Annotated in this window: 20 protein-coding genes; 13 read left to right on the top strand and 7 right to left on the bottom strand. The window is 70.2% G+C overall.

Going from position 1 to position 26,254, the window contains the following annotated elements; all coding sequences use genetic code 11:
* Window positions 1-73 precede the first annotated feature (73 nt).
* Window positions 74-778: a hypothetical protein gene (locus ACFWZ5_RS14665; RefSeq protein WP_384801351.1), complete on the top strand. Its 705-nt coding sequence runs from the start codon at window positions 74-76 to the stop codon at window positions 776-778.
* A 55-nt stretch (window positions 779-833) separates the two neighbouring features.
* On the opposite strand, the gene ACFWZ5_RS14660 is transcribed toward ACFWZ5_RS14665, so the two are convergent.
* From ACFWZ5_RS14660 to ACFWZ5_RS14650, 3 genes are all read right to left on the bottom strand, one after another.
* Window positions 834-1,226 (bottom strand): VOC family protein, encoded by a 393-nt coding sequence (locus ACFWZ5_RS14660; RefSeq protein ID WP_384801348.1) that lies wholly within the window; start codon window positions 1,224-1,226, stop codon window positions 834-836.
* 105 nt (window positions 1,227-1,331) lie between these two features.
* The gene (locus tag ACFWZ5_RS14655; RefSeq protein WP_384801345.1) at window positions 1,332-3,341 is read right to left on the bottom strand and encodes a HEAT repeat domain-containing protein; all 2,010 of its coding nucleotides are present in this window, start codon (window positions 3,339-3,341) and stop codon (window positions 1,332-1,334) included.
* Window positions 3,342-4,025 (bottom strand): DUF7019 family protein, encoded by a 684-nt coding sequence (locus ACFWZ5_RS14650; protein WP_384801342.1) that lies wholly within the window; start codon window positions 4,023-4,025, stop codon window positions 3,342-3,344.
* A 102-nt stretch (window positions 4,026-4,127) separates the two neighbouring features.
* Here ACFWZ5_RS14650 and ACFWZ5_RS14645 point away from each other — a divergent pair, with 102 nt between their 5' ends.
* Window positions 4,128-5,597, top strand: coding sequence for a protein kinase (locus ACFWZ5_RS14645; protein ID WP_384801339.1), 1,470 nt, complete (start codon window positions 4,128-4,130; stop codon window positions 5,595-5,597).
* On the opposite strand, the gene ACFWZ5_RS14640 is transcribed toward ACFWZ5_RS14645, so the two are convergent.
* A complete protein-coding gene (locus tag ACFWZ5_RS14640) occupies window positions 5,560-5,829 on the bottom strand; it encodes a DUF397 domain-containing protein (protein ID WP_384801336.1) in 270 nt (89 codons plus the stop codon). The genes ACFWZ5_RS14645 and ACFWZ5_RS14640 overlap by 38 nt on opposite strands.
* Window positions 5,826-6,653, bottom strand: coding sequence for a Scr1 family TA system antitoxin-like transcriptional regulator (locus ACFWZ5_RS14635; protein ID WP_384801333.1), 828 nt, complete (start codon window positions 6,651-6,653; stop codon window positions 5,826-5,828). Before ACFWZ5_RS14635 ends, ACFWZ5_RS14640 begins: the two co-directional genes overlap by 4 nt.
* Window positions 6,654-6,764: 111 nt before the next feature.
* On the opposite strand from ACFWZ5_RS14635, the gene ACFWZ5_RS14630 reads away from it, so the two are divergent.
* Window positions 6,765-7,157 carry an ATP-binding protein gene (locus tag ACFWZ5_RS14630; protein WP_384801331.1) on the top strand — a complete coding sequence of 131 codons (393 nt, stop codon included), beginning with the start codon at window positions 6,765-6,767 and terminating at the stop codon, window positions 7,155-7,157.
* A gap of 9 nt (window positions 7,158-7,166) precedes the next feature.
* Here the strand turns inward: ACFWZ5_RS14630 and ACFWZ5_RS14625 are convergent, their stop codons facing one another.
* Window positions 7,167-9,377: an MMPL family transporter gene (locus tag ACFWZ5_RS14625; protein WP_384801328.1), complete on the bottom strand. Its 2,211-nt coding sequence runs from the start codon at window positions 9,375-9,377 to the stop codon at window positions 7,167-7,169.
* A gap of 158 nt (window positions 9,378-9,535) precedes the next feature.
* On the opposite strand from ACFWZ5_RS14625, the gene ACFWZ5_RS14620 reads away from it, so the two are divergent.
* On the top strand, window positions 9,536-10,159 hold the full coding sequence (locus ACFWZ5_RS14620) for a TetR/AcrR family transcriptional regulator (protein WP_384801325.1): 624 nt from the start codon (window positions 9,536-9,538) through the stop codon (window positions 10,157-10,159).
* Between the two features lie 118 nt (window positions 10,160-10,277).
* On the top strand, window positions 10,278-11,837 hold the full coding sequence (locus ACFWZ5_RS14615) for an AMP-binding protein (RefSeq protein ID WP_384801322.1): 1,560 nt from the start codon (window positions 10,278-10,280) through the stop codon (window positions 11,835-11,837).
* 103 nt (window positions 11,838-11,940) lie between these two features.
* On the opposite strand, the gene ACFWZ5_RS14610 is transcribed toward ACFWZ5_RS14615, so the two are convergent.
* Entirely contained in the window at window positions 11,941-15,798 is a 3,858-nt protein-coding gene (locus tag ACFWZ5_RS14610; RefSeq protein ID WP_384801319.1) for a GH92 family glycosyl hydrolase, read from the bottom strand.
* A 325-nt stretch (window positions 15,799-16,123) separates the two neighbouring features.
* Here ACFWZ5_RS14610 and ACFWZ5_RS14605 point away from each other — a divergent pair, with 325 nt between their 5' ends.
* From ACFWZ5_RS14605 to ACFWZ5_RS14570, 8 genes are all read left to right on the top strand, one after another.
* Window positions 16,124-17,404, top strand: coding sequence for a S1 family peptidase (locus tag ACFWZ5_RS14605; protein ID WP_384890745.1), 1,281 nt, complete (start codon window positions 16,124-16,126; stop codon window positions 17,402-17,404).
* Between the two features lie 382 nt (window positions 17,405-17,786).
* Window positions 17,787-19,247, top strand: coding sequence for an N-acetylglucosamine/diacetylchitobiose ABC transporter substrate-binding protein (gene ngcE, locus ACFWZ5_RS14600; RefSeq protein ID WP_384803073.1), 1,461 nt, complete (start codon window positions 17,787-17,789; stop codon window positions 19,245-19,247).
* Window positions 19,248-19,296: 49 nt separating this feature from the next.
* Entirely contained in the window at window positions 19,297-20,226 is a 930-nt protein-coding gene (locus tag ACFWZ5_RS14595; protein WP_384803076.1) for a carbohydrate ABC transporter permease, read from the top strand.
* Between the two features lie 15 nt (window positions 20,227-20,241).
* Window positions 20,242-21,174 (top strand): carbohydrate ABC transporter permease, encoded by a 933-nt coding sequence (locus ACFWZ5_RS14590; protein ID WP_384803079.1) that lies wholly within the window; start codon window positions 20,242-20,244, stop codon window positions 21,172-21,174.
* Between the two features lie 187 nt (window positions 21,175-21,361).
* Window positions 21,362-22,561, top strand: a complete 1,200-nt coding sequence (locus ACFWZ5_RS14585) for an ROK family protein (protein WP_384803082.1) — start codon at window positions 21,362-21,364, stop codon at window positions 22,559-22,561.
* A 122-nt stretch (window positions 22,562-22,683) separates the two neighbouring features.
* Window positions 22,684-23,781, top strand: coding sequence for a substrate-binding domain-containing protein (locus ACFWZ5_RS14580; RefSeq protein ID WP_384803085.1), 1,098 nt, complete (start codon window positions 22,684-22,686; stop codon window positions 23,779-23,781).
* Window positions 23,782-23,983: 202 nt separating this feature from the next.
* Window positions 23,984-24,784, top strand: a complete 801-nt coding sequence (locus ACFWZ5_RS14575; protein ID WP_384803088.1) for an ATP-binding cassette domain-containing protein — start codon at window positions 23,984-23,986, stop codon at window positions 24,782-24,784.
* Complete coding sequence (locus ACFWZ5_RS14570) at window positions 24,781-26,112, top strand: sugar ABC transporter permease (RefSeq protein ID WP_384803091.1); 1,332 nt, start codon at window positions 24,781-24,783, stop codon at window positions 26,110-26,112. Before ACFWZ5_RS14575 ends, ACFWZ5_RS14570 begins: the two co-directional genes overlap by 4 nt.
* Window positions 26,113-26,254 lie beyond the last annotated feature (142 nt).

Below are 26,254 nucleotides of genomic sequence, written 5' to 3'. Positions count from 1 at the left end.
TGTGAGATACGCCCATGAACGACCGAGTGGACCACGATTAGGACGCGGTCGTGCGCTACGCCGCGTCACGCCGTTGCTCGGCGGGCTGCTGCTCGCCCTGTCCGGCCTCCTCGGCATCGCCTCGACCGCGTCGGCCGGAACCACCGACACCGCCGAGCCCACCGCCGACCTGGCCGTCACGGTGGCCGACTCCGCCGACCCTTTCGCGCTCGGCGACACCCTCACCGACACCGTCACCCTCACCAACAACGGCCCCGACGACGCCGCCGGCACCACCGCCGAGATCACCCTGACCGGGGCACCCACCGGCATCCTGTCCGCCGACCCCTCCCAGGGCTCGTGCACCGTCTCCGGGGCCACCGTCAGCTGCACGCTCGGCGGCCTGGCCACCTCCGGTTCGGCGACGGTCGCCCTGAGCCTGTCGCCGACGGCCACCGGGACGGTCACCGCCACCGCCACGGCGACCGCCGACCAGCCCGACCCGAACACCGGCGACAACTCCGCCGCCCAGCCCACCCAGGTCAACAACGCCCACCGCTGCACGCTGATCGGCAGCAACGGGCCCGAGGTCCTGTCCGGCATCAACCGTGACGACGTCATCTGCGCCCTGGCCGGTGACGACATCGTCTACGGCGCGGGTGGCAACGACGTCGTCCTGTCCGGCGCGGGCGACGACACCATCGACGTCCAGGACGGCGCGGCCGGTGACACCGCCGACGGCGGCCCCGGCACCGACAGCTGTGCCGTCGACACCGGCGACACCGCCATCAACTGCTGAGCAGCGCGAGAGGGTCGCACGGCCCGCGAGCCGTGCGGCCCCTCGCCCGTCCTGCCTACCGCCGCGGCCAGCCGCCGTACGGAACCGTGATCAGCTCCATGGGGTGGCCCGCCGGGTCCAGGAAGTAGACGCCCTTCCCGCCGTCGTTGCGGTTGATCTCACCGGGCCGCTGCTGCCGCGGATCGGCCCAGTGCTCGATGCCGCGCGCCGTGATCTTCTCGTACGCCGCGTCGAACTCCGCGTCCGAGACCAGGAACGCGTAGTGCTGCGGCGCGATGTCGGGGGCCGGGACGGTGGCGAAGTCGAGCGTGACGCCGCCCGCGAGGGCGACGGGGACGAACGGGCCCCATTCGGGGCCGACTTCGAGATCCAGCAGGTCCGCGAAGAACTCGGCGGACTCCCGGTTGTCCCGGGCGTGGACGATCGTGTGATTGAGCTGTACCGACAAGGAATGCCTCCAGAGGCATGTCCCGCACCTCCATGCCTCACCCGGACGGTGACCGGCACGCGATGCTGCCGCGCATCCTAGGCAGGCTCGCGCGGGCCTGTCGAGCTACGGTCCGAGCGTGATCCCCCGGGCGCGGGCGACGGCGTCGAGGGCCTCGACGTGCCAGGAGTACTTGTGCGGCGCGTCGCGGCAGTGCGTGAGCACGAGCTCGTGCGCCTCCCCGGTGCCGATCCTCAACAGTGCGCGCACGGCGGCCTCGTGGGCGCCGAACCACGTGTCCGGGCCGAGGAGCGCCACGAGGGGCGCGAGGCACTCGGCCGTGCCGCGCTCGACCAGCGCGAGGGACGCGGCCTCCCGCGCCGGGCGCGACGCGGCGAGCCGCCCCGCGCCCGGCGGGGTGCGCGTGGACTCCTGCTCCGGAGCCGCGGCGAGCCGTTCCAGGGCGGCGGTCGACTCGGCCTCGGGCCGGGCCGCGAGCGCCGCGACGAGCTGGTCGGACAGGTCCTCCACCAGGCCGTCCACGGCGTCGGCGAGCGCCACGAGCACGGGCAGCGCCGGGGCGCCGATCCGGGCGAGGGCCCGCATGGCGGCACGCGCCACGTCGCTCTCCGTACTGTTCGTGACCAGGTCCCCGAGCGCCTCGGCGGCCTCCGCCACGGGGAACCCGCCGAGCGCCGCCACCGCCCGCGCCCGCACCGCCTCGTGCGGCGACCCCGTGCAGGCGAGGACCACCGGCAGGGTCTCCGGCGCGCCGATCAGGCCGAGGGCGCCCACGGCGCGGGCCCGCAGCGTGCCGGGCTGCGCCGCGTCCTCGGCCAGCGCCGCAAGCGGCGCGGCGGACCGTGCGTGCCCCAGGGCGCCGAGCGCGTCGGCGGCGGCGGTGCGCACCGAGACCGGGGCCGCGTCGTCCGCAAGCACGGCCTCCAGGGCCGGCCCGGCCCCGGCGTGCCCGATTCCTCCCAACGCCCGTGCTGCGCCCCGCCGCCCGGCCACCGTCCCGTCGGGGTCGGTGAGCAGGTCCATCAGCTGCTTGCGCGGCGGTCCGGGGAAGTCGGCGACGAGGTCCGCCACGGCGTCGCTGAGGTGCGCGTCGCCGAGGGCCGCGAGCAGGACGTCCGCCGCTTCGGCGCCTGCGTACGCGGCGAGGGCCCGCGCGGCGGCCCGGCGCACGGCCGGTACCGCCGCCTCGCGCAGATGGTGCCTGAGCAGGGCGTCGTACGCGTCGGGGTCCGGTACGTCGAAGAGGTCGGGCTCCTCCGCGACGCGGTCGCAGACGGCGATGACGGCGTGCGGCGGGCAGTCGGGGTGATGCGGGGAGCGGGCCGCCGCGCGGAGCACCTCCCACAGGTGGCCGCGGCCCTCCTCGGTGCGGGAGAGCAGGGCGGTGGCGAGGCGTGCCGTCTCGGCGTCCGGGGCGCGCTGTGGTTCGTGCAGCAGCGTTTCGGCGGAGGGGTACGTGCGCGGGGGCGGCCAGTCGGCTTCGGGCAGGGCGTGCAGCGCCGTCACGGCGGCCCGGCGCAGACTCGTGTCCGACGCGGGGGAGTGCGCGAGGGCGAGGAGGGCGTTGCCCGCGCGCGGGTCCCCGATCGCGCCGAGCGTCCGCACCACGTGGTCCGCGCGCTGCGGCAGGTTGTCCCACAGCGCGACGAGGAGCGGCTCCACGGCCTCGGGCGGACGCAGCCGCGCCAGCGCGTCGAGCACCCGGAACGCCAGGTACCCCTCGGCCCGGAACCGGCCGAGCAGTCCGATGAGCCCCTGGACGACCTCCGGCCCGCCGATCGCGACGAGGGCGTCGCACGCGGGCCGGTCCAGCTGCTCGCGCCCGTGCGGGCCCTCGGCGAGGAGATCGAGGAGTTCGGGCACCGCGCGGCGCACCCGCAGCCGCCCCAGGGCCTTGGCGGCCTGCCACGGCAGCCCCGGGTACGGCTCGCCCCGCCGCCGCAGGCTCGCGAACAGCGCGTCGACCGCCTCCGGCGGACCCGTGCTGCTGCCGAGCAACTCCGTCGCGTACACAGCGATGTGGTGGTCCTCGGACCGTGTGGCCCGGCACAGTCCCGCTACGTCGCCGTCCATGCGCAGCCGCACCAGATCGGCGACGGACGCCGCCCGCTCCATTCACACCACCTGGCCGTCGTCCCCGGGCCCCCGGTCCGACATCGCCACGTACAGCGGCGTCCCGACGACGACCGTGACCTCGCTCCCGTCCTCCCGCGCCACCGTGCCCCACATCAGCTGCCGCGCCAGGAACTCGCAGTACACCGGCGGTACGGTCAGCGCCTCCGCGAAGTGCAGCACGTCGTGCGCCACGCTCTCCCTGCTCGGCATCCGGGCCCGCCAGCGCACGTTGAGCTGGAACTCCCACTCGCGTGGGATGTCCTGGAGCAGCCGGAACACCGACGGAAGGCCCGAGTACCCGACCCGGTGCAGGTCGGGCGCCGCCTGATACCCGATCAGATGGTGCGCGGACCCGACCAGGGCGACCACGGTGTCGCCGTCGCGGCCCGTCATCAGCGTCGGCCCGCTTGCCTGCCCGTCCCCGGCGATCCGCAGCCCCAGGTCCCCCCGGAACCATGCGGTGGGCTCCGACATCCAGCTGACGTCGAACTCCCGGTCCAGATACGCCTCTACGAGGTCGAGCCGGTCGTACGGACCTGTGTCGGTACGCGGCGACTGCACGGCCAGGCTGAGGACCTTCAGGTCGACCTTGGCCTCGACGGCGAGCCGCCGCAGGAGGGTGGGCGGGATCTGCCCGTACAGCATGTCCACCTTGGCGGTGGAGACGTAGATGTAGTAGCGCACGCGGGATCCTAGCCGACGGTCCAACAGGCCTTGGCTGTCCGGGGGTTGGGGGCGGGGCCCGCAGCATCGCATACTTGCGCTCCGGATCCGAAGGGGGTTGACGTGCGAGGGGCTCTGCTCGGCGGGCGCTATCAACTGCGGGAGCCGCTCGGCTCCGGCGGGATGGGAACCGTATGGCGGGCCAGGGACCAGCTGCGGCAGCGTGACGTCGCGGTGAAGATGGTGACCGGCTTCCTCGGCACGGACACCTCGGAGCTCGCCCGCAGGTTCCACCGGGAGATCAGGGTCGCGTCGTTGCTGCGCCACCCGCACATCGTCGAAGTGCACGACTCCGGCGAGGCGGACGTCGACGGCCACGCGGTCCTGTACCTGGTGATGGCGGAGATCCCCGGCGAGCCGCTGAACCGTCTCCTCGCAGCGCGCCCGCCCTCCCTCGCGGAGGTCGCCCGCTGGGGCGGGGAGATCTGCGCGGCGCTCTCTGCCATGCACGACGTGGGCATCGTGCACCGGGACCTGAAGCCCGCCAACGTGATGATCGGCCCCGACGGGCACGCGACCGTCCTGGACTTCGGCATCGCGCGACTCGACCGCGACAGCATCGACCTGACGACCCTCACCCACACCGGTCACGTCCTGGGCACCTTCGCGTACATGTCCCCGGAGCAGGCCGGCGGTGGCACCGAACTCGACGCGCGCAGCGATCTCTACTCCCTGGGGTGTCTGCTGTACGCGACGCTGGTCGGCCGACCGCCCTTCTCCGAGGGCCCCTGGCACCTCATCCTGCGGCAGCATCTCGACGAAGTACCACCGCCCGCCAGCGCGGGGCGTGCCGGACTCCCGGCCGCGTGGGACGCCCTGCTCGCGGATCTCCTCGCCAAACAGCCCGAGGACAGGCCGCCGAGCGCGGCAGCGGTGGGGGAGCGGATCGCCGCGCTGCCCGTTCCGGAGGACGCGTCGGCGGAAACGGTTCCGGCGCAGGCGGCCGTCCATCCCCCGACGCTCGTCGACCCCGACGCCGTGACCGCCGGTGCCGTGGCCGGAACGCCGGGCCCGGTGCCGAGGGCGCGCGTGCTGCCGGGCGAGGAAGTGATCTCCCGGGCGCTGACCGCGCGTCAGCTCCTGGCCCTCGGCGCCCTCGTGATGGTGCTCCTCGGCGGCCTCGTCACGCTGATCCTGGTCGCCTCGGGGCGCGACACCGGCCAGTCGGTGGGGGCGTCGGGGCTGATCACGGCGGGCGGGCTCGTCGTCGCCATCGGGGGCGGTGCGCTGTACAGCGGGTACTGGGACGGCCGGGAGCGGCGGCGGGACGAACGGCAGGCCGAGGCGTCCCGCAGGGCCGCCGTCGCCTACCGGTCTGCGGCCGCGCAGGTCTCCGACGCGATACAGGGCGGCAGGTCGCTGTGGGTCGGCTACGAGTACGAGGACCGCTTCCTGTGGATGCACCTCCACCAGATGTACTTCGCCGACGGAGACCTGGTGGGCATCGCGGTGAATTCGGGTCAGGAGTTCCGGATCGCCGAGTTCCGGCTGCGGGCTACTTCCGATTCCGACTTTCGGCCGCCGGGAGCGTGAGGGGGAGGAAGGCGGACCAGGTGGTGGGGGAGACGGAGACGTGCCGTCTGCCGGGGTCCTTGGAGTCGCGGATGTGGATGGTCGTGGGGTGAGTGGCTATCTCCAGGCAGGCGCCGCCTTCGCCACTGCTGTAGCTGGACTTGCGCCATCCATACGCGACTTCGAGGCAGGCGCCGCCTTCGCTGCCGCTGTAGCTGGACTTGAACCACTCAAGCGCGGTGCTGCTGCTCATTGCTCTCCTAGCAACCGGTCCAACAGGGCCCTGGTGTCCTCGGGGTTGAGGGCCTGTGCCCGCAGCATCGCATATTTCTGGTGGAGGATCGCCACGTCGTCGGGATCGGCGATCAAGTGACTGCCACGATGAGTTTCCGTGTAGGCGAGTCGCTGGTATTCGGGTGTCTCCAGCAGGATGAACGGACCGTCGAGTCCGGCGTGTGAGGTGCGCCCCAGCGGCAGGATCTGCAAGGAGAGCCCGGGGAGTTCGGCGTACTCACGCAGGTGGCGCAACTGTTCGGCGTACACCCCCCGCCCTCCCAATCGATCACGTACAACCGCCTCCCACACCACAAAGCTGGCTGTCGGTGGCCGCTTGCGGTGCAGGATGTCCCGCCGCTCGATGCGGTTTGCGACGAGCTGTTCGATCTCGTCCTCGTCGTACACCGGGACTCGACTGCGGAAGACCGCCCTTGCGTACGCCTCGGTCTGGAGCAGTCCGGGCACTACCAAGCTCTCGTACCAGGAGATCGCGATGGCCTCCCGCTCGTGATCCAGGTACTCCTCGGCGAAGCGAGGAATCAGATCCACCTCCGGCATGTTCTCTACCGCCGTCTCCAACGTCCGCTTGGTGCCCAGAAAAGCGTCGAGCTGGATCGCCAGGTCCAACTTCAGAGGCCGCCGCCCCTGCTCGATGGAGGCGATCTGGTCCTCGCTGAGGACGAAGTGCTCGGCCAGAGATCTCTGGGTGTAGCCGGCGACCTCCCGGTGGAGGGCAAGCAGCGCCCCCACCATCTTCATGGCTGACGCGTTCTTCTTCGACCGCCGCTTTGGCCTGCTCATGCGCCCTAACTCCCCACCGAAACCCGCGCGTTCACCCCCGCAGCTCGTACAACCGAGTTGTACGAGTTCACGTACTGCTTGATGATGGCCACGCAGTGTGACTCTCGCCACATGAACGACGAAACTCCCCCCACGCCCCTCCGCGAACGCTTCTACCGGCGTGAGCGGCAGTCGATCCCGGCGTCCCGTGCGTTCACGCGCGACGCGCTCGCCGCCTGGGGGATCGAGGAGAGGGTTGATGAAATCGCCCTGTGCGTCAGCGAGTTGACGACGAATGCCCTGATCCACGGCGTCCCGCCGGGACGCGGGTTCCGGCTCCGCCTCGTACGCGACGGCGTCACCGTCCGCGTAGAAGTCCACGACAGCGGCGACGGCTGGCCCCGACTCGTCGACGGTGGGGCCGACGAGTCGGGGCGAGGTCTCCTGCTGGTGGCGGCCTTGGCCGACAAGTGGGGCGTGACGGTGCGCGCCCCCGGCAAGGTCGTGTGGTGCGAGTTCGGCTGACCGCGGGGCTCAGGCCCGGACGGGCTCCCGAACCGGCTCGGGCGCCGAGGCCAGCTTCTCGCCCTCGATGTCCACATGAGGAAGCAACCGGTCGAGCCACCGAGGCAGCCACCACGCCCCGTCCCCGACCAGGGCGAGGACCGCGGGGACGAACGTCATGCGAATGACGAACGCGTCGATGAGGACGCCGAAGGCCAGGGCGAACGCGATGGGTTTGACGATGGCGTCGTCCATGGAGACGAAGCTCGCGAAGACGGCGAACATGATCAGGGCCGCCGCCGTGACGACGCGGGCCGCGTGCCGGGCGCCGAGCCGTACGGAGTCGCGGGCGCGGCCGGTGCGGGTGTACTCCTCGCGGACGCTGGAGACGAGGAACACCTCGTAGTCCATGGCGAGGCCGAAGAGGACGGCCATGAGGATGATGGGCAGGAAGCTGACGACCGGGCCGGTGCGGGCGACGCCCAACTGGTCGGCGAGCCAGCCCCATTGGAAGACCGCAGCCACCGCGCCGAAGGACGCGGCCACGGACAGGAGGAAGCCGAAGGTCGCCTTCACGGGGATGACGAGGCTGCGGAAGGCCAGGAGAAGGAGCAGCAGGCAGAGGCCCACGACGACGATGCCGAACGGCAGCAGGGAGTCGCCGAGGCGGTCGGAGACGTCGACGCCGACGGCGGTGCTGCCGGTCACGGAGACGGTGGCGCCGGTCAGGGAGTGCAGCGCGGGGGCGCGGTCGCGGAGCCGGTGGACGAGGTCCTTGGTGGCTTCGTCGTCGGGTCCGGTCTCCGGGACGACCTGGATGATCGAGCCGGTGGACCCCTTGGCGGCGCGGGGCGGGGAGACGGCCACGACGCCGGGTTCCTTCTTCAGCTCGGCGGCGATCCGGGTCGCCGCCGCGCGGCCCTGCGGGGAGGCGGCGTCGTGGCCGGGGGTCTCGGTGAGGACCAGGAGGGGGCCGTTGAAGCCGGGCCCGAAGGCCTCGCTGACGGTGTCGTAGGTCTGCCGCTGCGAACTGCCGGACGGCGCCGAGCCGTTGTCGGGCAGGGCCAGGCGCAGATCCTTGGCGGGCACGGCCACGACGGCGAGGGCTGCCACGGTCGCGAGGGCGGTGAGCAGCGGCCGACGCGTGGCGAAGCGCACCCAGCGCTCACCCCACGTCGGCTCGGAGGCGCCCGTGCCCGAACTCGCGCCCGCGCCCGAACTAGCGCGGGAGCCCGGCCGGGGCGCCAGCCGCGCCCCCGCGAAGCCCAGCAGCGCGGGCAGCAGCGTGACCGCCACCAGCACCGCGACCAGTACGGTCGCCGCCGCGCTCAGGCCCATGACCGTCAGGAACGGGATGCGGACCACGGCAAGACCGGCCAGGGCGATGACGACGGTGAGGCCCGCGAAGACGACGGCGCTGCCGGACGTGCCGTTGGCGCGGGCGGCGGACTCCTCGGGGTCCATGCCGTGGGCGAGTTGGGAGCGGTGGCGGGACAGGATGAACAGGGCGTAGTCGATGCCGACCGCGAGGCCGAGCATCAGGGCGAGGGTGACCGCGGTCGACGAGATGCCGACGGCGCCCGTGATCGCGAGCAGCCCGCACAGGCCGACGGCGACGCCGACGAGCGCGGAGAGCAGGGGCATTCCGGCCGCGAGGAGCGAGCCGAAGGTGAGGGCGAGGACGACGAGCGCGACGACGGCGCCGAGCGCTTCCTTGGCACTGACGGAGACGCCGCCGCTGCCGTAGGCGTTGCCGCCGACGGACACGTCGAGCCCGGCCGCGGAGGCCTGGTGTGCCGCCTTCTCCAGGGCGGGCAGCGCGTCGTCGCGCAGCGCGGAGCGGTCGTCCTCGTACTGGGCCTGGGCCAGGGCGGTGCGGCCGTCCTTGGAGACCGTGCCCGCGGCGGCCGGGTCGACCACGGCGGCGACCTGGGGCGCGCGCTCGACCTCGGCGAGGGTGCGCTTGACGGCGGCGGCGTACGGGGCGTCGGTGACCTTCTTGCCCTCGGGGGCGGTGAAGACGAGCTGCGCGCTGGTGCCGGCGGCCGCGGGGAACTCCTCGGCCATGGTGTCCAGGGCGCGTTGGGACTCCGAGCCGGGGATGGAGAACTCGTCGTCGAGCCCGCTGCCGAAAGCGGTGAGACAGGCGATTGCGGCCGCGAGCACCGCGAGCCAGAGGGAAAGGACGAGGCGGCGGCGTCGGAAGGCGGTGCGGCCGAGCCGGGCGAGCAGAGAGGCCATGGCGCTCCTAGGGCTCTTGGGTGGAACAGTGCTTGTCAGACGCCGGTCCGTGCGAGGGCGGCGGGCCGCGCCGACAAAGTGTCATGACTGACAGATTTGCCAGCGTAGCCGAAGTGTCAGGGGTGACACTTTGCGGATGCGTGTGCCAGACTGCCGCTGTGAGCACGGTCGGACGGCGGGAACAGCACAAGGAGCGCACGCGCAAGGCACTCCAGGAGGCGGCCCTGCGCCTGTTCGAGGAGCACGGCTTCGACGGGACCACCGTCCGGGACATCGCGACCACCGTCGGCGTGACCGAGCGCACGTTCTTCCGCTATTTCCCGTCCAAAGAGGATCTGGTTCTCGGTGAAATCCTAGAACTGATCCCGCCGCTGTGCAGACATATCGTCGAGCGGCCCGGCGCGGAGCCGCCGTTCACGGCTGTCCGGAATGCACTGCTCGCCGTCGCCGACGCCCGCGTAACGGCCCTCGGCATTCTTTTCAGCGATGCCCCGTCGCGCTTTTTCACCAATCCGCGGCCCACTCGCTCCGTGCTCTTCGAGATCGAGAACGGCGTCGCCGACGCGGTGCGCCTCCGGCTTGCGCCGGAGATCGCAGATGGCGATGAAGCCGCCGCTGACCTGCGCTCTTCGGTGTATGCCCGCGCGGCTATCGCCGCCCTGCGCGGCGCTCTGCTTGCCCACTCGGCGCTGCCCGACGCGCAACGCACGCCCGCGGCGATGGTGAGCCTGATCCACGAGGCATTCGCCGTCCTGGAGAGCGGGACACCCTTCACGGGCTGAACTCCGGTCACCGTACGGAGTTCATCAACAAGACACCTTCACCATGAAATTACTTGTTAGCGTACCGACAGGTAGCAAGTACCTGCATCAGCGCCTGCAACGTAGGAAGAAGTACGCCATGACCACCAATATCCCTGCCGTAGCGGTGAGTCCGGAGCAGCCCGCGTTCCGCAGCTATGTGGATTCGATCCTCGACGTCCTGGCGAGAGACCCCGCCCACGCCCTGATCACCACCGCGGACGGCGGCCGGGTGACCGCCGGAGAGTTCCACGACAGCGTCCTGCGCATGGCGGCGGAACTGGCCGACTGGGGCGTCGGCCGTGGCACCACCGTCTCGCTGCTCTCCCGGAACCGGCCCGAGGTCCTCGCCGCGCGGTACGCCGCCAACCTGCTCGGCGCGCGCGTCGTCTTCCTGTACGACGGCATGGCGCCGGGGACCCTCGCCCACGTCGCGGAGAGCGTGGACACCCAACTGCTCCTCGTCGACCCCGACTTGGCGGACTCCGCCGACCAGCTCCTCGCCCACACCCGGCCGGCGCACGTCCTCTCCTTCGGCCGGAGCCCCTTCGGCCAGGACCTGCTGGAGCTCGCCGCCCGCCGCGAGGTGCGGCCCGTGCCGAGCGCGGCCCGCCCCGAGGACGACTGGTGCATACGCCACACCGGCGGAACCACCGGCATCCCCAAGGGCGTCCGCATGGCGCACGGCCCCTACAAGGACATGCTCGCCTTCGGCTCCGTCTTCGCGGGCGAGCCGCCCCGCTTCCTGGCCGCCACCACCCTCGCCCACGTCGCGGGCAACATCGCCGACGCCACCTTCCTGGCCGGCGGCTCCGTGGTCCTCCAGCACGCCTTCGACGCGGGCGACGTGCTCGCCGCCGTCGAGCGCGAGCGGATCACCCACCTGTGGCTGCTGCCCCCGCTCCTCTACCGCCTGCTCGACCACCCCGCCCTCGGCGCCACCGACCTGAGCAGCGTCCTGCGGATCTCCTACGGCGGGTGCGCCGCGTCGCCGACCCGGCTCCGCCAGGCCCACGAGGTCTTCGGGCCCGTCCTGTTCGGCGGGTACGGCCAGTCCGAGGTCGGCCACGTCACGATCATCGGCCCCGACGAGCACAAGGACATGCCCCAGGAGGGCCAGGCCACCGTCGGCCGCGTGATCCCCGGCATCGAGGTCACCATCCACGCCGAGGACGGCACGCCCCTGCCCGTGGGGCAGACCGGCGAGATCCGGGTCCGCTCCGGGCAGGCCATGACCGGCTACTGGAAGCAGCCCGAGCTCACCGCCGAGGTCCTGCGCGACGGCTGGATCCACACCGGCGACATGGGCCACCTCGACGAGGAGGGCTACCTCTACATCGCCGACCGGCTCAAGGACATGATCATCGTGGTGGGCGGCCACGTCTACACGCACGAGCTCGAGGACCTCCTGCACACCCACCCGGCCGTCGCCCACTGCGCGGTGTTCGGCGCGCGCGGCGCCGACGCGGGCGAAGAGGTCCACGTCGCGGCCGTGCCCGCCGCGGGCAAGGAGATCGACCTGGACGAGCTGCGGGACTACGCCACCCGGCACAAGGGCGCCATGTACGCGCCGTCGCGCCTGCACCTGCTCCCGGAGATCCCGCTGACCCCCGTCGGCAAGCCCGACAAGAAGCAGATCAAGGCGACGCTCGGCGCCTGACCGGCCCCCGCCGGACGCACGGCGGCCCGCACCCCCGCCCCGAGGGACGGGAAGGCGCGGGCCGCCGCACACTGCGTCAGCTCACGAACTGCCGCGTAACGCGTCAGCGCAGCAGCTCCACCTCCGACAGCGTCGCCCGGCCACCCGTGAACACCAGGCGGTACTTCGCGTACGACCCCGGCTTGCTCACCGTGAACGGCCGCGTCTGCCTGTCCCAGGCGAAGGACTCGCCCGACCGCTTGTCGACGGTCGTCCACTTCTCGCCGTCGCGGGAGCCCTGAAGGACCCAGCCGCTCGGGGCCTTGCCCTTGTCGGCCGAGGTGAGGGTGTACTGGACGGCCTCGGTGCGGGACGCGACCGGCACCACGACGGACGCCGCCCGCGCGTACGTGGCCGAGGAGTTGTCGAAGAGCTCGCCTCCGACCTCCGTCGCGTCCTCGCGCGGCGACGGGACCGCGTCGCCCTGCGTGATCGACACCGGCTGGGCGTTCCTGCCCGAGCCCCACGACGACGGCTTCGGGCCCATGTCGAACTCCAGGGTGCCGCCGCGCGCGATCTCCTTGTGCGGCAGGGCGGTCGAGGTCCACTTCTTGCCGTTGACCTTGAGGCCCTGCACGTACACGTTCTTCGCGCTGTTCTTCGGCGCCGTCACGACCAGGTCCCGGCCGTTGTCCATGCGCACGGTCACCTTCTTGAACTGCGGCGACCCGATGGCGTACTCACCACTGCCCATGACCAGCGGATAGAAGCCGAGCGACGAGAAGAGGTACCAGGCCGACTGCTCGCCGTTGTCCTCGTCGCCGTGGTAGCCCTGCCCGATCTCGCTGCCCGTGTACAGGCGGGACAGGACCTCGCGGACCTTCTCCTGCGTCTTCCAGGGCTGCCCGGCCGCGTCGTACATGTACGCGGCGTGGTGCGCGACCTGGTTGGAGTGCCCGTACATGCCCATCCGCACGTCACGGGCCTCCGTCATCTCGTGGATGACGCCCGGGTAGGAGCCGACGAACTCCGGCGAGGCGGTCTCGGGCGTCGCGAAGTACGTGTCGAGCTTCTTCGCGAGGCCCTTGCGGCCGCCGTACAGATTGGCGAGGCCGCGCGAGTCCTGCGGGGCCGTGAAGGCGTAGCCCCACGCGTTCGTCTCGGTGTAGTCGTGGCCCCAGATACGCGGGTCGAACTTGTCCGACGGGACGCGCCAGTCGCCCTTCTTGTCCCGGCCCTGGAAGAACCCGGCCTTGGCGTCGAAGAGCTTGACGTAGTCCCGCGCGCGGTTGAGGAAGTACGCCGACTCCTCCTTGTAGCGCTGCTTGCCCGTCTTCTTGTAGAGCGCCTGGCCCATCTTCGCGATGCCGTAGTCGTTGAGATAGCCCTCAAGCGCCCACGACAGGCCCTCGTGCGTGTCCGTGCTCGTATAGCCGAGGAACGGCGAGGTGGCCATGCCCTTGCGGCCGTAGCCGCCCTGGTCCGGCACGACGGTCGCGTTCTTCAGAGCGGCGTCGTACGCGGCCTTCGGGTCGAAGCCCCCGACCCCCTTCACGTACGCGTCGGCGAACGCCACGTCGGACGACGTGCCGGTCATCAGGTCCGCGTAGCCCGGCGAGGACCAGCGCGAGGTCCAGCCGCCGTCCTTGTACTGCTGTACGAACCCCTCGACCAGCTCACCGGCCTTCTTCGGGGTGAGCAGGGAGTAGGCGGGCCAGGTCGTCCGGTACGTGTCCCAGAAGCCGTTGTTCACGTACGGCTTGCCCTCGACGATCTTCGCGCCGGTGTGGGTGGGGGTGTCCGGGTTCGGCTGCTCGGTGAACGGCGAGGCGTACTTGTAGGTCTTGCCGACCTTCTCGAAGCCGGAGTTCGGGTACAGGTACAGGCGGTACAGGCTGGAGTACAGCGACGTGCGCTGCCCCTCGCTCGCGCCCTCCACCTCGACGCGGCCGAGGACCTTGTCCCACTGCTTCTGCGCCCGGTCCTCGACCGTGGCGAAGGACGTGCCGTCGGGTATCTCCGCGTCCAGGTTGGCCTTCGCCTGGTCGACGCTGATCAGGGACGTGGCCAGGCGCAGCGTGACCGTGCGGTCCTTGCCGGGGGAGAAGCGGAAGTACCCGGTGGCGTCGGTGGTGCCGCCGCCCGACAGCTTGCCGCCGTCCGTCACCGGACGGTCGAACGTGCCGTACACGAACATGCGGGTCGCGCCGACCGACAGGCCCGACTTCACGTCGGAGTAGCCGGTCACCACGCCCTTGTCCTTGTCGAGGGTCAGGCCGACCTTGTGCGTGGTGTCGTTCGTCTTCTCGATGTTGTCGAAGACCACGCTCGCGTCGTCGCCGGGATAGGTGAACCTGAACATCGCCGCGTGGTCGGTCGGCGTCATCTCGGTCTTCAGGCCGTTCTCGAAGGTCACGCCGTAGTGGTGCGGGCGCGCGGTCTCCTTCTCGTGCCGGAACGGCAGCGCCCGCTTGGCCCGGTCGGCGTCCGGCGTTCCCTTCGCCGCCGACGGCATCAGCTGGAACGTCTGCCGGTCGCCCATCCATGGGCTCGGCTCGTGGCTCGCGCTGAACGCCTGCATCGTCGGCAGGTTGTCGTCGTTGTTGCGGCTGGAGTAGTCGTACAGCCAGCCCAGGGAGCCCGCGTTGGTCACCGGCGTCCAGAAGTTGAAGCCGTGCGGGACGGCGGTCGCGGGGAAGGTGTTGCCGCGCGAGAAGCCGCTGCTGGAGTTGGTGCCGCGCGTGGTCGACGCGTAGTCGGACAGGTGCGCCTTCGGCTTCGGCGGCGCCTTCTCCGCCAGGGATATGTCGTCCACCCAGCCGCGGAACTTCACCGGGCCCTTGGGGGAGTCGTACGCGACGAGGATCCGGTCGACCGTCTTGCCGGCCGCGACCTCGCCGACGCGCGACGCGACGTCGTTCCACTGGTTGACGTACAGGACCTTCGCGTCGCCCTGCCCGCGCGGGGTCAGCGGGAAGCCGTGCTGGTCGGTGGCCTTGAGGTCGCTGAGGTACGTGCCGTCGGTGAAGGCCAGGTCGACGGCGACGTTCGTGGCGTCGTACGGCGCCTTCTTGAAGTCCTCGTCGTCCATGGACGGGAAGACGCGGTAGCCGAGCTCGGTGTCCCGGCCCACCTTCACGTCCACGTCGAAGACCTTGTTGTACGAGTAGCCGCGGCCGTCCGCCGTGTGCGTGCCCGCGTACCTCAGGGCCTGCTTGCCGGTGAAGCCCGCGCGCGCCTTGGCCGTCGGCGACCCGGCCGGGCCGCGGTCGACGGCGCTCTGCATGTCGTCGGGCGGCGCGGGCGTGTCCGAGCCGCCGATGGACAGCTGCAGATCGGCCAGCTGGATCTCGCCGCCGCCGTTGTTGGCGCTGATGTCGAGGCGGAAGTGCGTGTACGCGGTGTCGTTCGCGAAGTCGTACGTCTTCGTCAGGAACCGCTCGCCGAAGGTCTCGCCCTCGCGTTTGTCGAGGTCCTTCCACTCCCGGCCGTCCGTCGAGCCCTGGAGCGTCCAGCTCTTCGGGTCGCGCTGGGCGTGGTCGTTGGCCGACGTCAGCGCGTACCGGACGACCTTCGCCGGGGAGTCCAGGGCGAACTCGACCCAGCCCGTCCTGTCGAACGTGAGCCACTTCGTGGTCTTCTCGCCGTCGACGAGGTTCTCCTTGACCTCACCGGAGCCGGCGTGCTCGCCGCTGGCCTTGACCCCGACGACGCGGTCGTTGACGCCGCCGGGTATCCCGGCCGTGAAGCCGCCGTTCACCCCGCCCGCGCGCTTCTTGCCGTCCGCCCCGGTCTCGACCGTGTTCAGCCAGTCCGGCGCGGCGTCGTCCTTCTCGAACGACGAGCTGAATTCCCGGTCCGCGCGCGGCTGTTCTCCGGGCTGCGCGATGGCCGCACCCTGCGAGGCGGCGACCACGGCCAGGGCGGTGACCCCAAAGAGTAGCCCCCCTCCAGGTCTGCGCCCCTGACGTCCGTACCCCATCCCCTGCTCCCTCCCTGCCCGTCCGGGCTGATCCGGACAACGTTGTCACGCTGCCGTGCAAGGTCCAGTAGGGCGGCAAGTGGCCAGGGGTGTCAAGGGTGTTGACGGGGCCAGCGGACCGGACGGTGTCCCGGAACGGCGTTCCAGGTGAGGGCTGTTTCCCCAGGTCGGCGCGGGTGGGGACGTTCCGGTGTCCCGGATGGGGCGCCCGGCCTTGCGGCTGGAACAGGCCGTTCCGCAGGGTCTGGGGGCTCCACCGAACCCACCGAACCCACCGAACCCACCGAACCCACCGAACAGAGAGCTGAGACCTGTGGTGAGATCTGTGAAGAGACGTTCCGTACCCGCTTCTCGTGCGGTGACGGCCCTGATGACGGCCGCGCTCGCCGGCACACTGCTGAGCGTCGCCGCGTCCGCGGACGCGGCGACCGGCGCCGAGCCGCACGAGAAGCGCCCGCCGGCGGCTGCCGAGGCGGCCCCGTCGGCCGACGCCAACGCCAACGCCAACGCCAAGTCCAAGGCCAACTCCGACGTCGACGCCGCCGCGTACGAGCGTGCCCGGCGCCAGGGCGAGCGCCGCATGGCCGCGCAGCGACCGCTGGTCGCCGCGGCGGGCACGCTCCGCTCGGCGGTCGAGCGCGGTCACTACGACGGCTACGCGGGCATCGTCCTGGAGGACAAGAAGGTCGCGCTGTGGTGGCAGGGCCCGCTGCCGTCGTCGATGCGCGCGGCCGTGGCGCGGGCGGAGAAGAAGGCTCCCGTCAGGATCGCCCGCGCCCCGCACTCGCTGAAGGAGCTCGGCGCGTCCCGGACGAAGGTCGAGGCCTGGCTGAAGCGGGACGCCAACGCCCCGGCCGCGCGGGTGAAGGTCCCGTCCGACGGCAGCGGCCTCGTCCTGGCCGTGGACAAGGGCGACGGCAAGGCCAGGGCGTTCGGGGCCGCGCAGCTCCCCGACGTCGACGTCCCGGTCAAGGTCGTACGCGAGGAGGCGCCGAAGCAGGTCTCGCGCGAGGACGACTGGGCCCCGTGGTCGGGCGGCGCGCGGATCCGGAACGGCAACAGCATGTGCAGCTCCGGCTTCGGCGTGCGGGACGGCGCCAACAACCGGTACGTCCTGACGGCGGCTCACTGCGGCCGGACCGGCGACCGGATCACCGACGCCAAGGGCGAGTTCATCGGCACCTTCGGGGCGCGCAACGAACTGCACGACGTCGCGCTGATCCCGACCTCCAACGTGGACGACCAGATCTACGTCGGCGGCTCCCACGACAACGCCGTCCGCACGGTGGACGGCTGGGACTGGTCGTTCGTCGGGGAGTACCTGTGCCAGTCCGGGGCGACCAGCGCCTGGGAGACCGGCGGTCCGGTGTGCAACCTCAAGGTCGAGTACGTCGACGGCAACCGCAACGACACCACCGAGGTCCGGCAGATGGACGGCCTGACGGCGGTCCGCGGCGGCGACAGCGGCGGTCCCGTCTACACGACGTCGGCGAGCGGCGGCGTGATCGCCAAGGGCACGATGACGTGGGGCTCGCAGAACGTCCGCATGGGCTTCCACGACTTCGGGACGGCGGGACGGGACTTCGGCGTCTGGATCGCCAAGTAGCCAAGTAGCCAAGTAGCCCAGCGGCCGCGTAGCCGCGTAGCCGCGCGGCCGAACGGGTGGGCGGGTGGAAGATCACCCGTCCACCCCGACCCGTCCCGGGTCAAGACACAAGCAACACCGGAGAATTGGACTTTCCGATTTGGTCCGTACTATCTGGCGGCATGCCCGCCATTAAGAGGTCTCAACTCGGAAAAGGTGGCAGGCCAAACCTGCATTCGATCTTGCTTGCCCGGTGGCGAGTGGACTATACCTGTGCGCGTCCGGGCGGCCCGTTTTCCCCGCCGCCGGACACATCCCGCACGAACCCCAGCTACACAACTCCGCGGTGCCGGGGAGGATCCGGTTCACCGCCTGAGTCCTGGAAGAGAGCGAGGACTTGAGCATGGGATCCACTTCCGAAACACCCGGCACGCCCCACACCTCCCGTACGACGAACGGCATGGGCAGGCGCGAGCTCATCAAGCGCACCGCCGCCCTCGGCATCGTCTCCGTGCCCGCGATGGGCTTTCTGTCCGCGTGTGCCTCCGGTGGCGGCGACGACGACAACGACAAGGCCAAGACGGTCAAGAAGACGAAGGAGAACCCCTTCGGCGTAGCGAAGGACAACGACCTCGACGTCTTCATCTTCAAGGGCGGCTACGGCGACGCGTACGCCAAGGCCTGGGAGGACTCCTTCGAGAAGAAGTACGGCGGCAGCGTCGCGCACTCCGGCGAGCAGGACGTCACCGGCAAGCTCCAGCCCCGCTTCAACAAGGGCAATCCGCCGGACGTCGTCGACGACTCCGGGTCGAAGAAGATGAAGCTGGACACCCTCTTCAAGGACGGGCAGCTCACCGACCTCACGCAGCTGCTCGACGCGCCGTCCGTCGACGACCCGAGCAAGAAGGTCCGCGACATCATGCTGCCGGGGACGATCGAGCAGGGCACCTTCGGCGGCAAGTTCCACGCGCTGTTCTACGTGTACGCGGCCTGGGGGCTCTGGTACTCCAACAAGCTGTTCAAGAAGCACGGTTGGGAGGTCCCGAAGACCTGGGACCAGCTGCTCGACATCATGAAGGACGCCAAGTCCAAGGGCATCGGCGGCCTCGCCCACCAGGGCAAGTACCCGTACTACATGAACATCGTGATCATGGACCTGATCGCGAAGACCGGCGGCATGGACGCGGTCAAGGCCATCGACAACCTCGACCCGAAGGCGTTCGTCGGCAACGACGCCGCGGAGCGGGCCGTCGAGGCGGTGTACGAGATCGTCGAGAAGGGCCTGCTCATGCCGGGCACCAACTCCCTGGAGCACACCGAGGCCCAGACCAAGTGGAACGAGTACAAGGCCGTCTTCATCCCGTCCGGATCCTGGATCGAGAACGAGCAGGCCAAGCAGACGCCCGCCGACTTCGAGATGACCTTCCTGCCGCTGCCGCTGCTCCCCGACTCCAAGATGAAGCTGCACGCCGTGCGCACCGGCGCCGACGAGCCGTTCATCGTGCCGTCGAAGGCCAAGAACGTCCCGGGCGGCCTGGAGTTCCTGCGGCGCATGCTGTCCAAGGAGGGCGCCACCGCCTTCGCCAAGGAGGCCAGCTCCCTGTCCGTGCTCGGCCCCGACTACGTCGACAAGAGCGTGCAGCTGCGCCCCGGCATCAAGACGGCGCTCGCGGCCGTCGACGCCTGCCCCGTGGACGAGCGCTTCAACTTCCGCTACTCGGAGTGGTACGGCGAGCTGGACGTCGAGATCCAGAACGCCACCGGTGAGCTGATGGCCAAGCGCAGCACGCCCAAGAAGTGGCTGGAGCGCTGCCAGAAGGCCGTCGACAAGGAAGCGAAGAAGAAGACGGACAAGAAGAAGTAGCGAAGAGAAGGGCGGGGGAGAAAACAGGCGCTATCAGGAGCAGGGTGTCATGCATCGGAAAAAGTACCCGTTCATCGCGGGATTTCTCGTCCTTCCCGTCGGTCTCTACGTACTGCTGGTGATCTGGCCCTACATCCAGACCATCAGCTACTCGTTCACCGACTGGAGCGGCGCCTCACAGAAGTTCAACTTCGTCGGGTTCGACAATTACAAGGACCTGGCGAAGGACGACGTCTTCGTCAAGGCGCTCCAGCACAACGCCCTGCTCCTGGTCCTCGTGCCCACGCTCACGATCCTGCTCTCGCTGTTCTTCGCCTTCATGGTGAACGTGGGCGGGCGCGGCGGCGCGGGCGGCGTGAGCGGAGTGCGGGGCTCCCGGTTCTACCGGGTGATCTTCTTCTTCCCGCAGGTGCTCTCCGTCGCCATCCTCGCCATCCTCTTCAAGGCGGTGTACCGGGGCGACGACTCCGGGCTCATCAACGGCACGCTCCAGGGGATCGGCCTCGGCGACAAGAACAACCCCACGGAGTGGCTGAACGACCCCGACCTGGTCCTGTGGTGCATCGTCTTCGTGATGGTGTGGGCCGGCGCCGGGTTCTACATGGTGCTCTTCTCGGCCGCCATGCAGTCCATCCCCAAGGACATCTACGAGGCCGCGCTGCTCGACGGTGCCGGACGGTTCCAGACCTTCGTCCGGGTGACGCTGCCGCTGCTGTGGGAGACCATCCAGACCGCGTGGGTGTTCCTCGCCATCCTGTCCATGGACGCGTTCCTGCTGATCTCCACGCTCACGTCGCAGGACTTCGGCGGCGGCCCCGACCACAGCAGCGAGGTCATCTCGACGTACCTGATGCGGAACTTCCAGACGTACAGCAAGAGCGGCTACGCCTGCGCCATGGGCGTCGTGATGCTGCTGCTCACCCTGATCGTGTCCATCGTCACGCTGCGGCTCAGCCGCCGTGACCGCATCGAGTACTAGGGAGGCGCGAGCGACATGACGGCTCCCGCGACGCAACCCCCCGTCACCAAGGTCGACGTGCCAAGACAGCGCGGCGGCAGGCGCGGCGGCCCCGGCCGCGCCGACGGCATGGAGGGCAGGACCCTCAACGCCTTCTCGCACGGCTTCCTGGTGCTGTGGGCGGTCATGATCGTCCTGCCCCTGTGCTGGATCCTGCTCGGCAACTTCAAGACCGACTCGCAGATCAAGTCCAGCGCCTGGTCCTGGCCGACCGAGTGGACCTTCGACGCCTTCCAGCGCGGCTGGGAGAAGGGCGTCGGCGACTACCTGCTCAACACGCTCATCGTGATGGCCTTCTCCGTGCCGCTGACGATGCTGCTCGGCGCGATGGCGGCGTACGTCCTCGCCCGGTACGAGTTCTTCGGCAACCGGTTCCTGTACTACTTCTTCGTCGCCGGGTCGATGTTCCCGGTGTTCCTCGCCCTGGTGCCGCTGTACTTCATGGTCGACCGGCTCGGCATGCTGAACACGTACCAAGGGCTGATCCTGGTGTACGTCGCGTACTCGCTGCCGTTCACCGTGTTCTATCTGCACTCGTTCTTCCGGACGCTGCCCACGGCCGTGCACGAGGCGGCGGTCATCGACGGCGCCTCGCACACCCGGGTGTTCTTCCAGATCATGGTGCCGATGGCGAAGCCGGGCCTGATCAGCGTCGGCATCTTCAACGTCCTGGGGCAGTGGAACCAGTACATCCTGCCGCTGACCCTCATGCAGAAGCAGAGCGGCGGCGACAAGGACCGCTCCATGCTGGCGCAGGGCCTGGTGAGCCTGATGAACCAGGGCAACTACGAGACCGACCTGCCCGCCCTGTACGCGGGCATGACCATCTCCATGATCCCGGTGCTCGTCGTCTATCTGTCCTTCCAGCGCCAGGTCCAGTCCGGCCTCACGGCGGCCACGATCAAGTAACGAAAAGGATCACACGTACGAGGTGTCCCGCGAGCCTGCCGCACGCGGGACGCTTCGTGTGTGTGCCGTGACCGACCGGATTTCCCTCAAGGACTTGACTGCGGCAACACCTTCAGCGGAGCTTGGAGTTCACAACTTGTACGGGCGGCGACGGCGCCGTCCGCCATAGGCGGGAGTGGATGAGTCGATGGAGACTCCGGGGTCGCAGTCGTCACTGCACCGAGCAAATCTGGAGCGGGTCGTCCGCGCGGTGCGGCTCGCGGGATCACTCACGCAGGCGGAGATCGCCAGGACGACGGGCCTGTCCGCCGCGACGGTGTCCAATATCGTCCGTGAGCTGAAGGACGGCGGCACGGTCGAGGTCACGCCCACGTCGGCGGGCGGGCGCCGGGCCCGCAGCGTCTCGCTCAGCGGCGACGCGGGGATCGTGATCGGCGTGGACTTCGGCCACGCCCACCTGCGCGTCGCACTCGGCAACCTCGCCCACAAGGTGCTCGCCGAGGAGTCCGAGCCGCTCGACGTGGACGCCTCCGCCGCGCAGGGCCTGGACCGGGCGGAGCGCCTGGTGAGCCGCCTGATCGAGGCCGCCGGGGTGGACCGCTCCAAGATCGCGGGCGTCGGCCTCGGCGTGCCGGGCCCCATCGACGTGGAGTCCGGCACCCTCGGCTCCACGGCGATCCTGCCGGGCTGGGCCGGCACCAAGCCCGCCGAGGAGCTCGGCAGCAGGCTCGGCGTGCCGGTGCACGTGGACAACGACGCCAACCTGGGCGCGCTCGGCGAGCTGGTCTGGGGCAGCGGGCGCGGCGTGAAGGACCTCGCGTACATCAAGGTCGCGAGCGGTGTCGGCGCGGGCCTGGTGATCAACGGGCGGATCTACCGGGGGCCCGGCGGCACCGCGGGGGAGATCGGCCACATCACGCTTGACGAGTCGGGCCCGGTCTGCCGCTGCGGCAACCGCGGCTGCCTGGAGACCTTCGCCGCCGCCCGGTACGTCCTGCCGCTGCTGCACTCCAGCCACGGCACCGACCTGACCATGGAGCAGGTGGTCGCCCTGGCCCGGGACGGCGACCCCGGCTGCCGCCGGGTGATCGCCGACGTCGGGCGGCACATCGGCAGCGGCGTCGCGAACCTCTGCAACCTGCTCAACCCGAGCCGGGTGGTCCTCGGGGGCTCCCTCGCGGAGGCCGGCGAGCTGGTGCTCGGGCCCATCCGCGAGTCCGTCGGGCGGTATGCGATCCCGAGCGCGGCCCGTCAACTGTCCGTACTTCCGGGGGCACTTGGCGCGCGGGCCGAGGTCCTCGGGGCGCTCGCCCTGGCCCTCAGCGAGATGGGTGATTCGACCCTTTTGGACGGGAGTCTGGCGACCGCCGCACCCGCCTTCACTTAGATAACGCATGGCACCGTTGTCATCTCGTTAAGGATTTACTCCTTGACGCGTGTCGGGTGGCCGAGTTGACTTCGAGCCACCTCGGCCGCAACGACGCGGCCACGTCAGGGAGGCACCCCCAAATGAACGCATTGACGCGCCGCGTCGTCATAGCCACCGCAAGCGTTTCCATGGCCCTCGGCCTGGCCGCCTGCGGCGAGGCCGGAGACGGCGACGACAAGGGCAGCGGCGGCGACGGCAAGACCATCGGTCTGCTCCTGCCGGAGAACAAGACCACGCGTTACGAGACCTTCGACCGCCCGATCATGGAGTCGAAGATCAAGTCGCTGTGCGGCGACTGCGAGATCAAGTACAACAACGCCGCGCAGGACATCGAGACCCAGAAGAAGCAGTTCGACGCCCTGATCACGCAGGGCGTCAAGGTGATCATCCTGGACGCGGTGGACTACAAGTCCACCAAGGGCTGGGTCGAGCGCGCGGACAAGGAAGGCGTCAAGGTCGTGGCCTACGACCGCCTGGCCGAGGGCCCGCTCGCCGGCTACGTGTCGTACGACAACGAGAAGATCGGCCGCCTCCAGGGCGGCGCGCTCGTCAAGGCGCTCGGCGGCGACGCCAAGAACAGCAACGTCGTGATGATCAACGGCTCGCCGACCGACCCGAACGCCCCGTTCTTCAAGAAGGGCGCCCACTCGGTGCTCGACAAGAACGTGAAGAAGGTCGTCTACGAGCAGGACATCCCGGACTGGTCCCCGGACGAGGCCAACAAGAAGATGGCCGCCGCCATCGACAAGCTCGGCAAGGGCGGCTTCGACGGCGTCTACTCCGCCAACGACGGCATGGCGGGCGGCATCATCACCGCCCTCAAGCAGCGCGGCATCGACGTCCCGGTCGGCGGCCAGGACGCCGAACTCGCGGGTATCCAGCGCCTGTTGAGCGGCGACCAGGCCTTCACGATCTACAAGCAGATCAAGCCGGAGGCCGAGACCACCGCCGAGATGGCCGTCCGCCTGCTCAAGGGCAAGAAGATCGACGACCTCGCCGACCGCAAGGTCGACTCGCTGAGCGGCGACTTCAAGGGCATCCCCGCCAAGCTCTACGACGCCCAGGCGATCACCAAGGACGACGTCGCCGACACGATCGTCAAGGACAAGGTCTACAAGGCGAGCGAGATCTGCACGAAGCAGTTCAAGAAGGCGTGCGACGAGGCCGGGATCAAGTAACTCCCCGCCCGGTCACGGGTGTTGACGCGCCGCTCAGGCCGCGAGACACCTTCACCTACTGGTCCGGTGCCTGCTTCCATCACTCCGCCCCGCAATCGGAGGGCGGGCACCGGGCTGACTCCCGTACGTCGCTCTGTCGCGCGACGCACCTTCGCTTCGTGCGCACTGCACCACCATCCCCGCCGGTCAGGCGGCGAAGGAGATGATTCACGTGTCCGCTACGCCCGTGCTGGCGTTGCGCGGGGTCTCCAAGCGGTTCGGCGCCGTCCAGGCGCTCACGGACGTAGACCTCGAGATCCACACCGGTGAGGTGGTCGCCCTCGTCGGCGACAACGGCGCCGGAAAGTCGACGCTCGTCAAGACCATTTCCGGGGTTCACCCCATCGACGAGGGCGCCATCGAGTGGGAGGGCCGGGCCGTGCGCATCGGCCGGCCGCACGACGCCCAGAACCTCGGCGTCGCCACCGTCTACCAGGACCTCGCGCTCTGCGACAACCTCGACGTGGTGGCCAACCTGTTCCTCGGCAGCGAGCTGAGGAGCGCCACCGTCCTCGACGAGATCGCGATGGAGAAGCGCGCCCGGGAGCTCCTGGACACCCTGTCCATCCGCATCCCGAGCGTCCGCATCCCGGTCGCCGCGCTCTCCGGCGGCCAGCGCCAGGTCGTCGCCATCGCCCGCGCCCTCGTCGGCGACCCCAAGGTGGTCATCCTCGACGAGCCCACCGCCGCCCTCGGCGTCGAGCAGACCGCGCAGGTCCTCGACCTGGTCGAGCGGCTGCGCGAGCGCGGCCACGGCGTCATTCTGATCAGCCACAACATGGCGGACGTCCAGGCCGTCGCCGACCGGGTCGCGGTCCTGCGCCTCGGCCGCAACAACGGCGTCTTCACCGTCGCCGACACCTCCCCCGAAGAAGTCATCGCCGCCATCACCGGCGCCACGGACAACGCCGTGACCCGCCGCAAGGCGCGCACGGCCACCGCCACGAAGGAGGACGCGAAGTGAGCGACCTCGCCAAAACACCCCAGTCAGGGACAGGACAGAGCGGGACGCCCGGGACGGCGACCACCGGCACGGTCGACGCCGAGCCGTCGGCGGCGCCCGCCCCGGCCGTCGACCCCCGCCTCCTCGTGCGCGAGCAGGGCTTCGCCGGCTACTGGACGGAGTTCACCCGCAAGGTGCGCGGCGGTGAGCTCGGCTCGCTGCCCGTCGTCGTGGGCCTCATCGTCATCGCCCTGGTCTTCCAGCTGCAGAACGACAAGTTCCTGTCCGCCTCCAGCCTCGCCAACATCGCCGTCTTCAGCTCCGGCGTCGGCATCATGTCCGTCGGCATCGTCTTCGTCCTGCTCCTCGGCGAGATCGACCTGTCCGTCGGCTCCGTCGCGGGCGTCGGCGCCGCCGTCTGGGCGGTCCTGAGCGTCACCCACGGCTGGGGCGACTGGCTGTCGGTGTTCGTCGCCATCGCCAGCGGCCTGGTCATCGGCGCCCTGCACGGGATCTTCTTCGCCAAGGTCGGCGTCCCGGCCTTCGTGGTCACCCTCGCGGGCTTCCTCGGCTGGAGCGGCCTGCAGATCTGGCTGATGGGTAAGGAAGGCAGCATCAGCACCCCGTCCGGCTCCGTCGTCGAGGACCTCACCACCCACTTCTTCGCCGACAAGGCCGCCGCGTACGGCCTGGCGCTGGTCGCGGTGCTCCTGTACGCGGGCTCGCAGCTGCTCGACGCCAGGCGCCGCAAGGCCGCGCAGCTGCCCTCGCGGCCGCTCAGCGAGATCCTGCTTCGCACCGGCCTGCTCGCGGTCATGGCGTTCGTCGTCGCGTACTTCCTGAACGAGCCGAGCGGCGCCCGCGGCCTGCCGCTCGCCCTGGTGCTCTTCCTCGCCGTGCTCGTCGTCGCGGACTTCGTGGCCCGCCGCACCACCTTCGGCCGCCAGGTCTTCGCGGTCGGCGGCAACGCGGAGGCCGCGCGCCGCGCGGGCATCAACGTCGACCGGATCCGGATCACGGTCTTCGCGATCTCCGGCATGCTCGCCGCCTTCGGCGGCCTGTTCATCGCGAGCCAGTCCGGCGGCGCCACCAAGAGCCTCGGCGCCGGGAACACCCTGATGATGGTGATCGCCGCGGCCGTCATCGGCGGCACCAGCCTCTTCGGCGGCCGGGGCAAGATCTGGTCCGCGATGCTCGGCATGCTCGTGATCCAGTCGATCCAGCAGGGTCTGAACCTGGAGGGCATGGCCAGCGAGATCCAGTACATGATCACCGGCGCGGTGCTTCTCGCCGCCGTCGTGATCGACTCGGTCTCCCGGCGGACCCAGAAGTCCGCAGGCCGCGCCTGATCAGGCGGCCCCGTGCCCGGTACCGGCGATTCCGGTACCGGGGCCGGCCCCGTGCCCCCCCACCAGAAGATTGGGAACACCGGTTCCCGTGAGGCCGTGTGGTGTGTTGGTTTTTAGGGCCGGCGGGGGTGGTTAGGCTGCC

The organism is Streptomyces sp. NPDC059003 (genome assembly GCF_042740445.1).
Classification (GTDB): domain Bacteria; phylum Actinomycetota; class Actinomycetes; order Streptomycetales; family Streptomycetaceae; genus Streptomyces.
This window is presented reverse-complemented; position numbering and strand designations above follow the sequence as displayed.

Bases quoted from the DNA above. Each gene is read 5' to 3' on its own strand.
- ACFWZ5_RS14655 (WP_384801345.1), bottom strand. From the start codon at position 3,341: ATGGAGCGGGCGGCGTCCGTCGCCGATCTGGTGCGGCTGCGCATGGAC.
- ACFWZ5_RS14640 (WP_384801336.1), bottom strand. From the start codon at position 5,829: ATGAGCAGCAGCACCGCGCTTGAGTGGTTCAAGTCCAGCTACAGCGGC.
- ACFWZ5_RS14635 (WP_384801333.1), bottom strand. From the start codon at position 6,653: ATGAGCAGGCCAAAGCGGCGGTCGAAGAAGAACGCGTCAGCCATGAAG.
- ACFWZ5_RS14630 (WP_384801331.1), top strand. From the start codon at position 6,765: ATGAACGACGAAACTCCCCCCACGCCCCTCCGCGAACGCTTCTACCGG.
- ACFWZ5_RS14625 (WP_384801328.1), bottom strand. From the start codon at position 9,377: ATGGCCTCTCTGCTCGCCCGGCTCGGCCGCACCGCCTTCCGACGCCGC.
- ACFWZ5_RS14615 (WP_384801322.1), top strand. From the start codon at position 10,278: ATGACCACCAATATCCCTGCCGTAGCGGTGAGTCCGGAGCAGCCCGCG.
- ACFWZ5_RS14610 (WP_384801319.1), bottom strand. From the start codon at position 15,798: ATGGGGTACGGACGTCAGGGGCGCAGACCTGGAGGGGGGCTACTCTTT.
- ngcE (WP_384803073.1), top strand. From the start codon at position 17,787: ATGGGATCCACTTCCGAAACACCCGGCACGCCCCACACCTCCCGTACG.
- ACFWZ5_RS14595 (WP_384803076.1), top strand. From the start codon at position 19,297: ATGCATCGGAAAAAGTACCCGTTCATCGCGGGATTTCTCGTCCTTCCC.
- ACFWZ5_RS14590 (WP_384803079.1), top strand. From the start codon at position 20,242: ATGACGGCTCCCGCGACGCAACCCCCCGTCACCAAGGTCGACGTGCCA.
- ACFWZ5_RS14585 (WP_384803082.1), top strand. From the start codon at position 21,362: ATGGAGACTCCGGGGTCGCAGTCGTCACTGCACCGAGCAAATCTGGAG.
- ACFWZ5_RS14580 (WP_384803085.1), top strand. From the start codon at position 22,684: ATGAACGCATTGACGCGCCGCGTCGTCATAGCCACCGCAAGCGTTTCC.
- ACFWZ5_RS14575 (WP_384803088.1), top strand. From the start codon at position 23,984: ATGATTCACGTGTCCGCTACGCCCGTGCTGGCGTTGCGCGGGGTCTCC.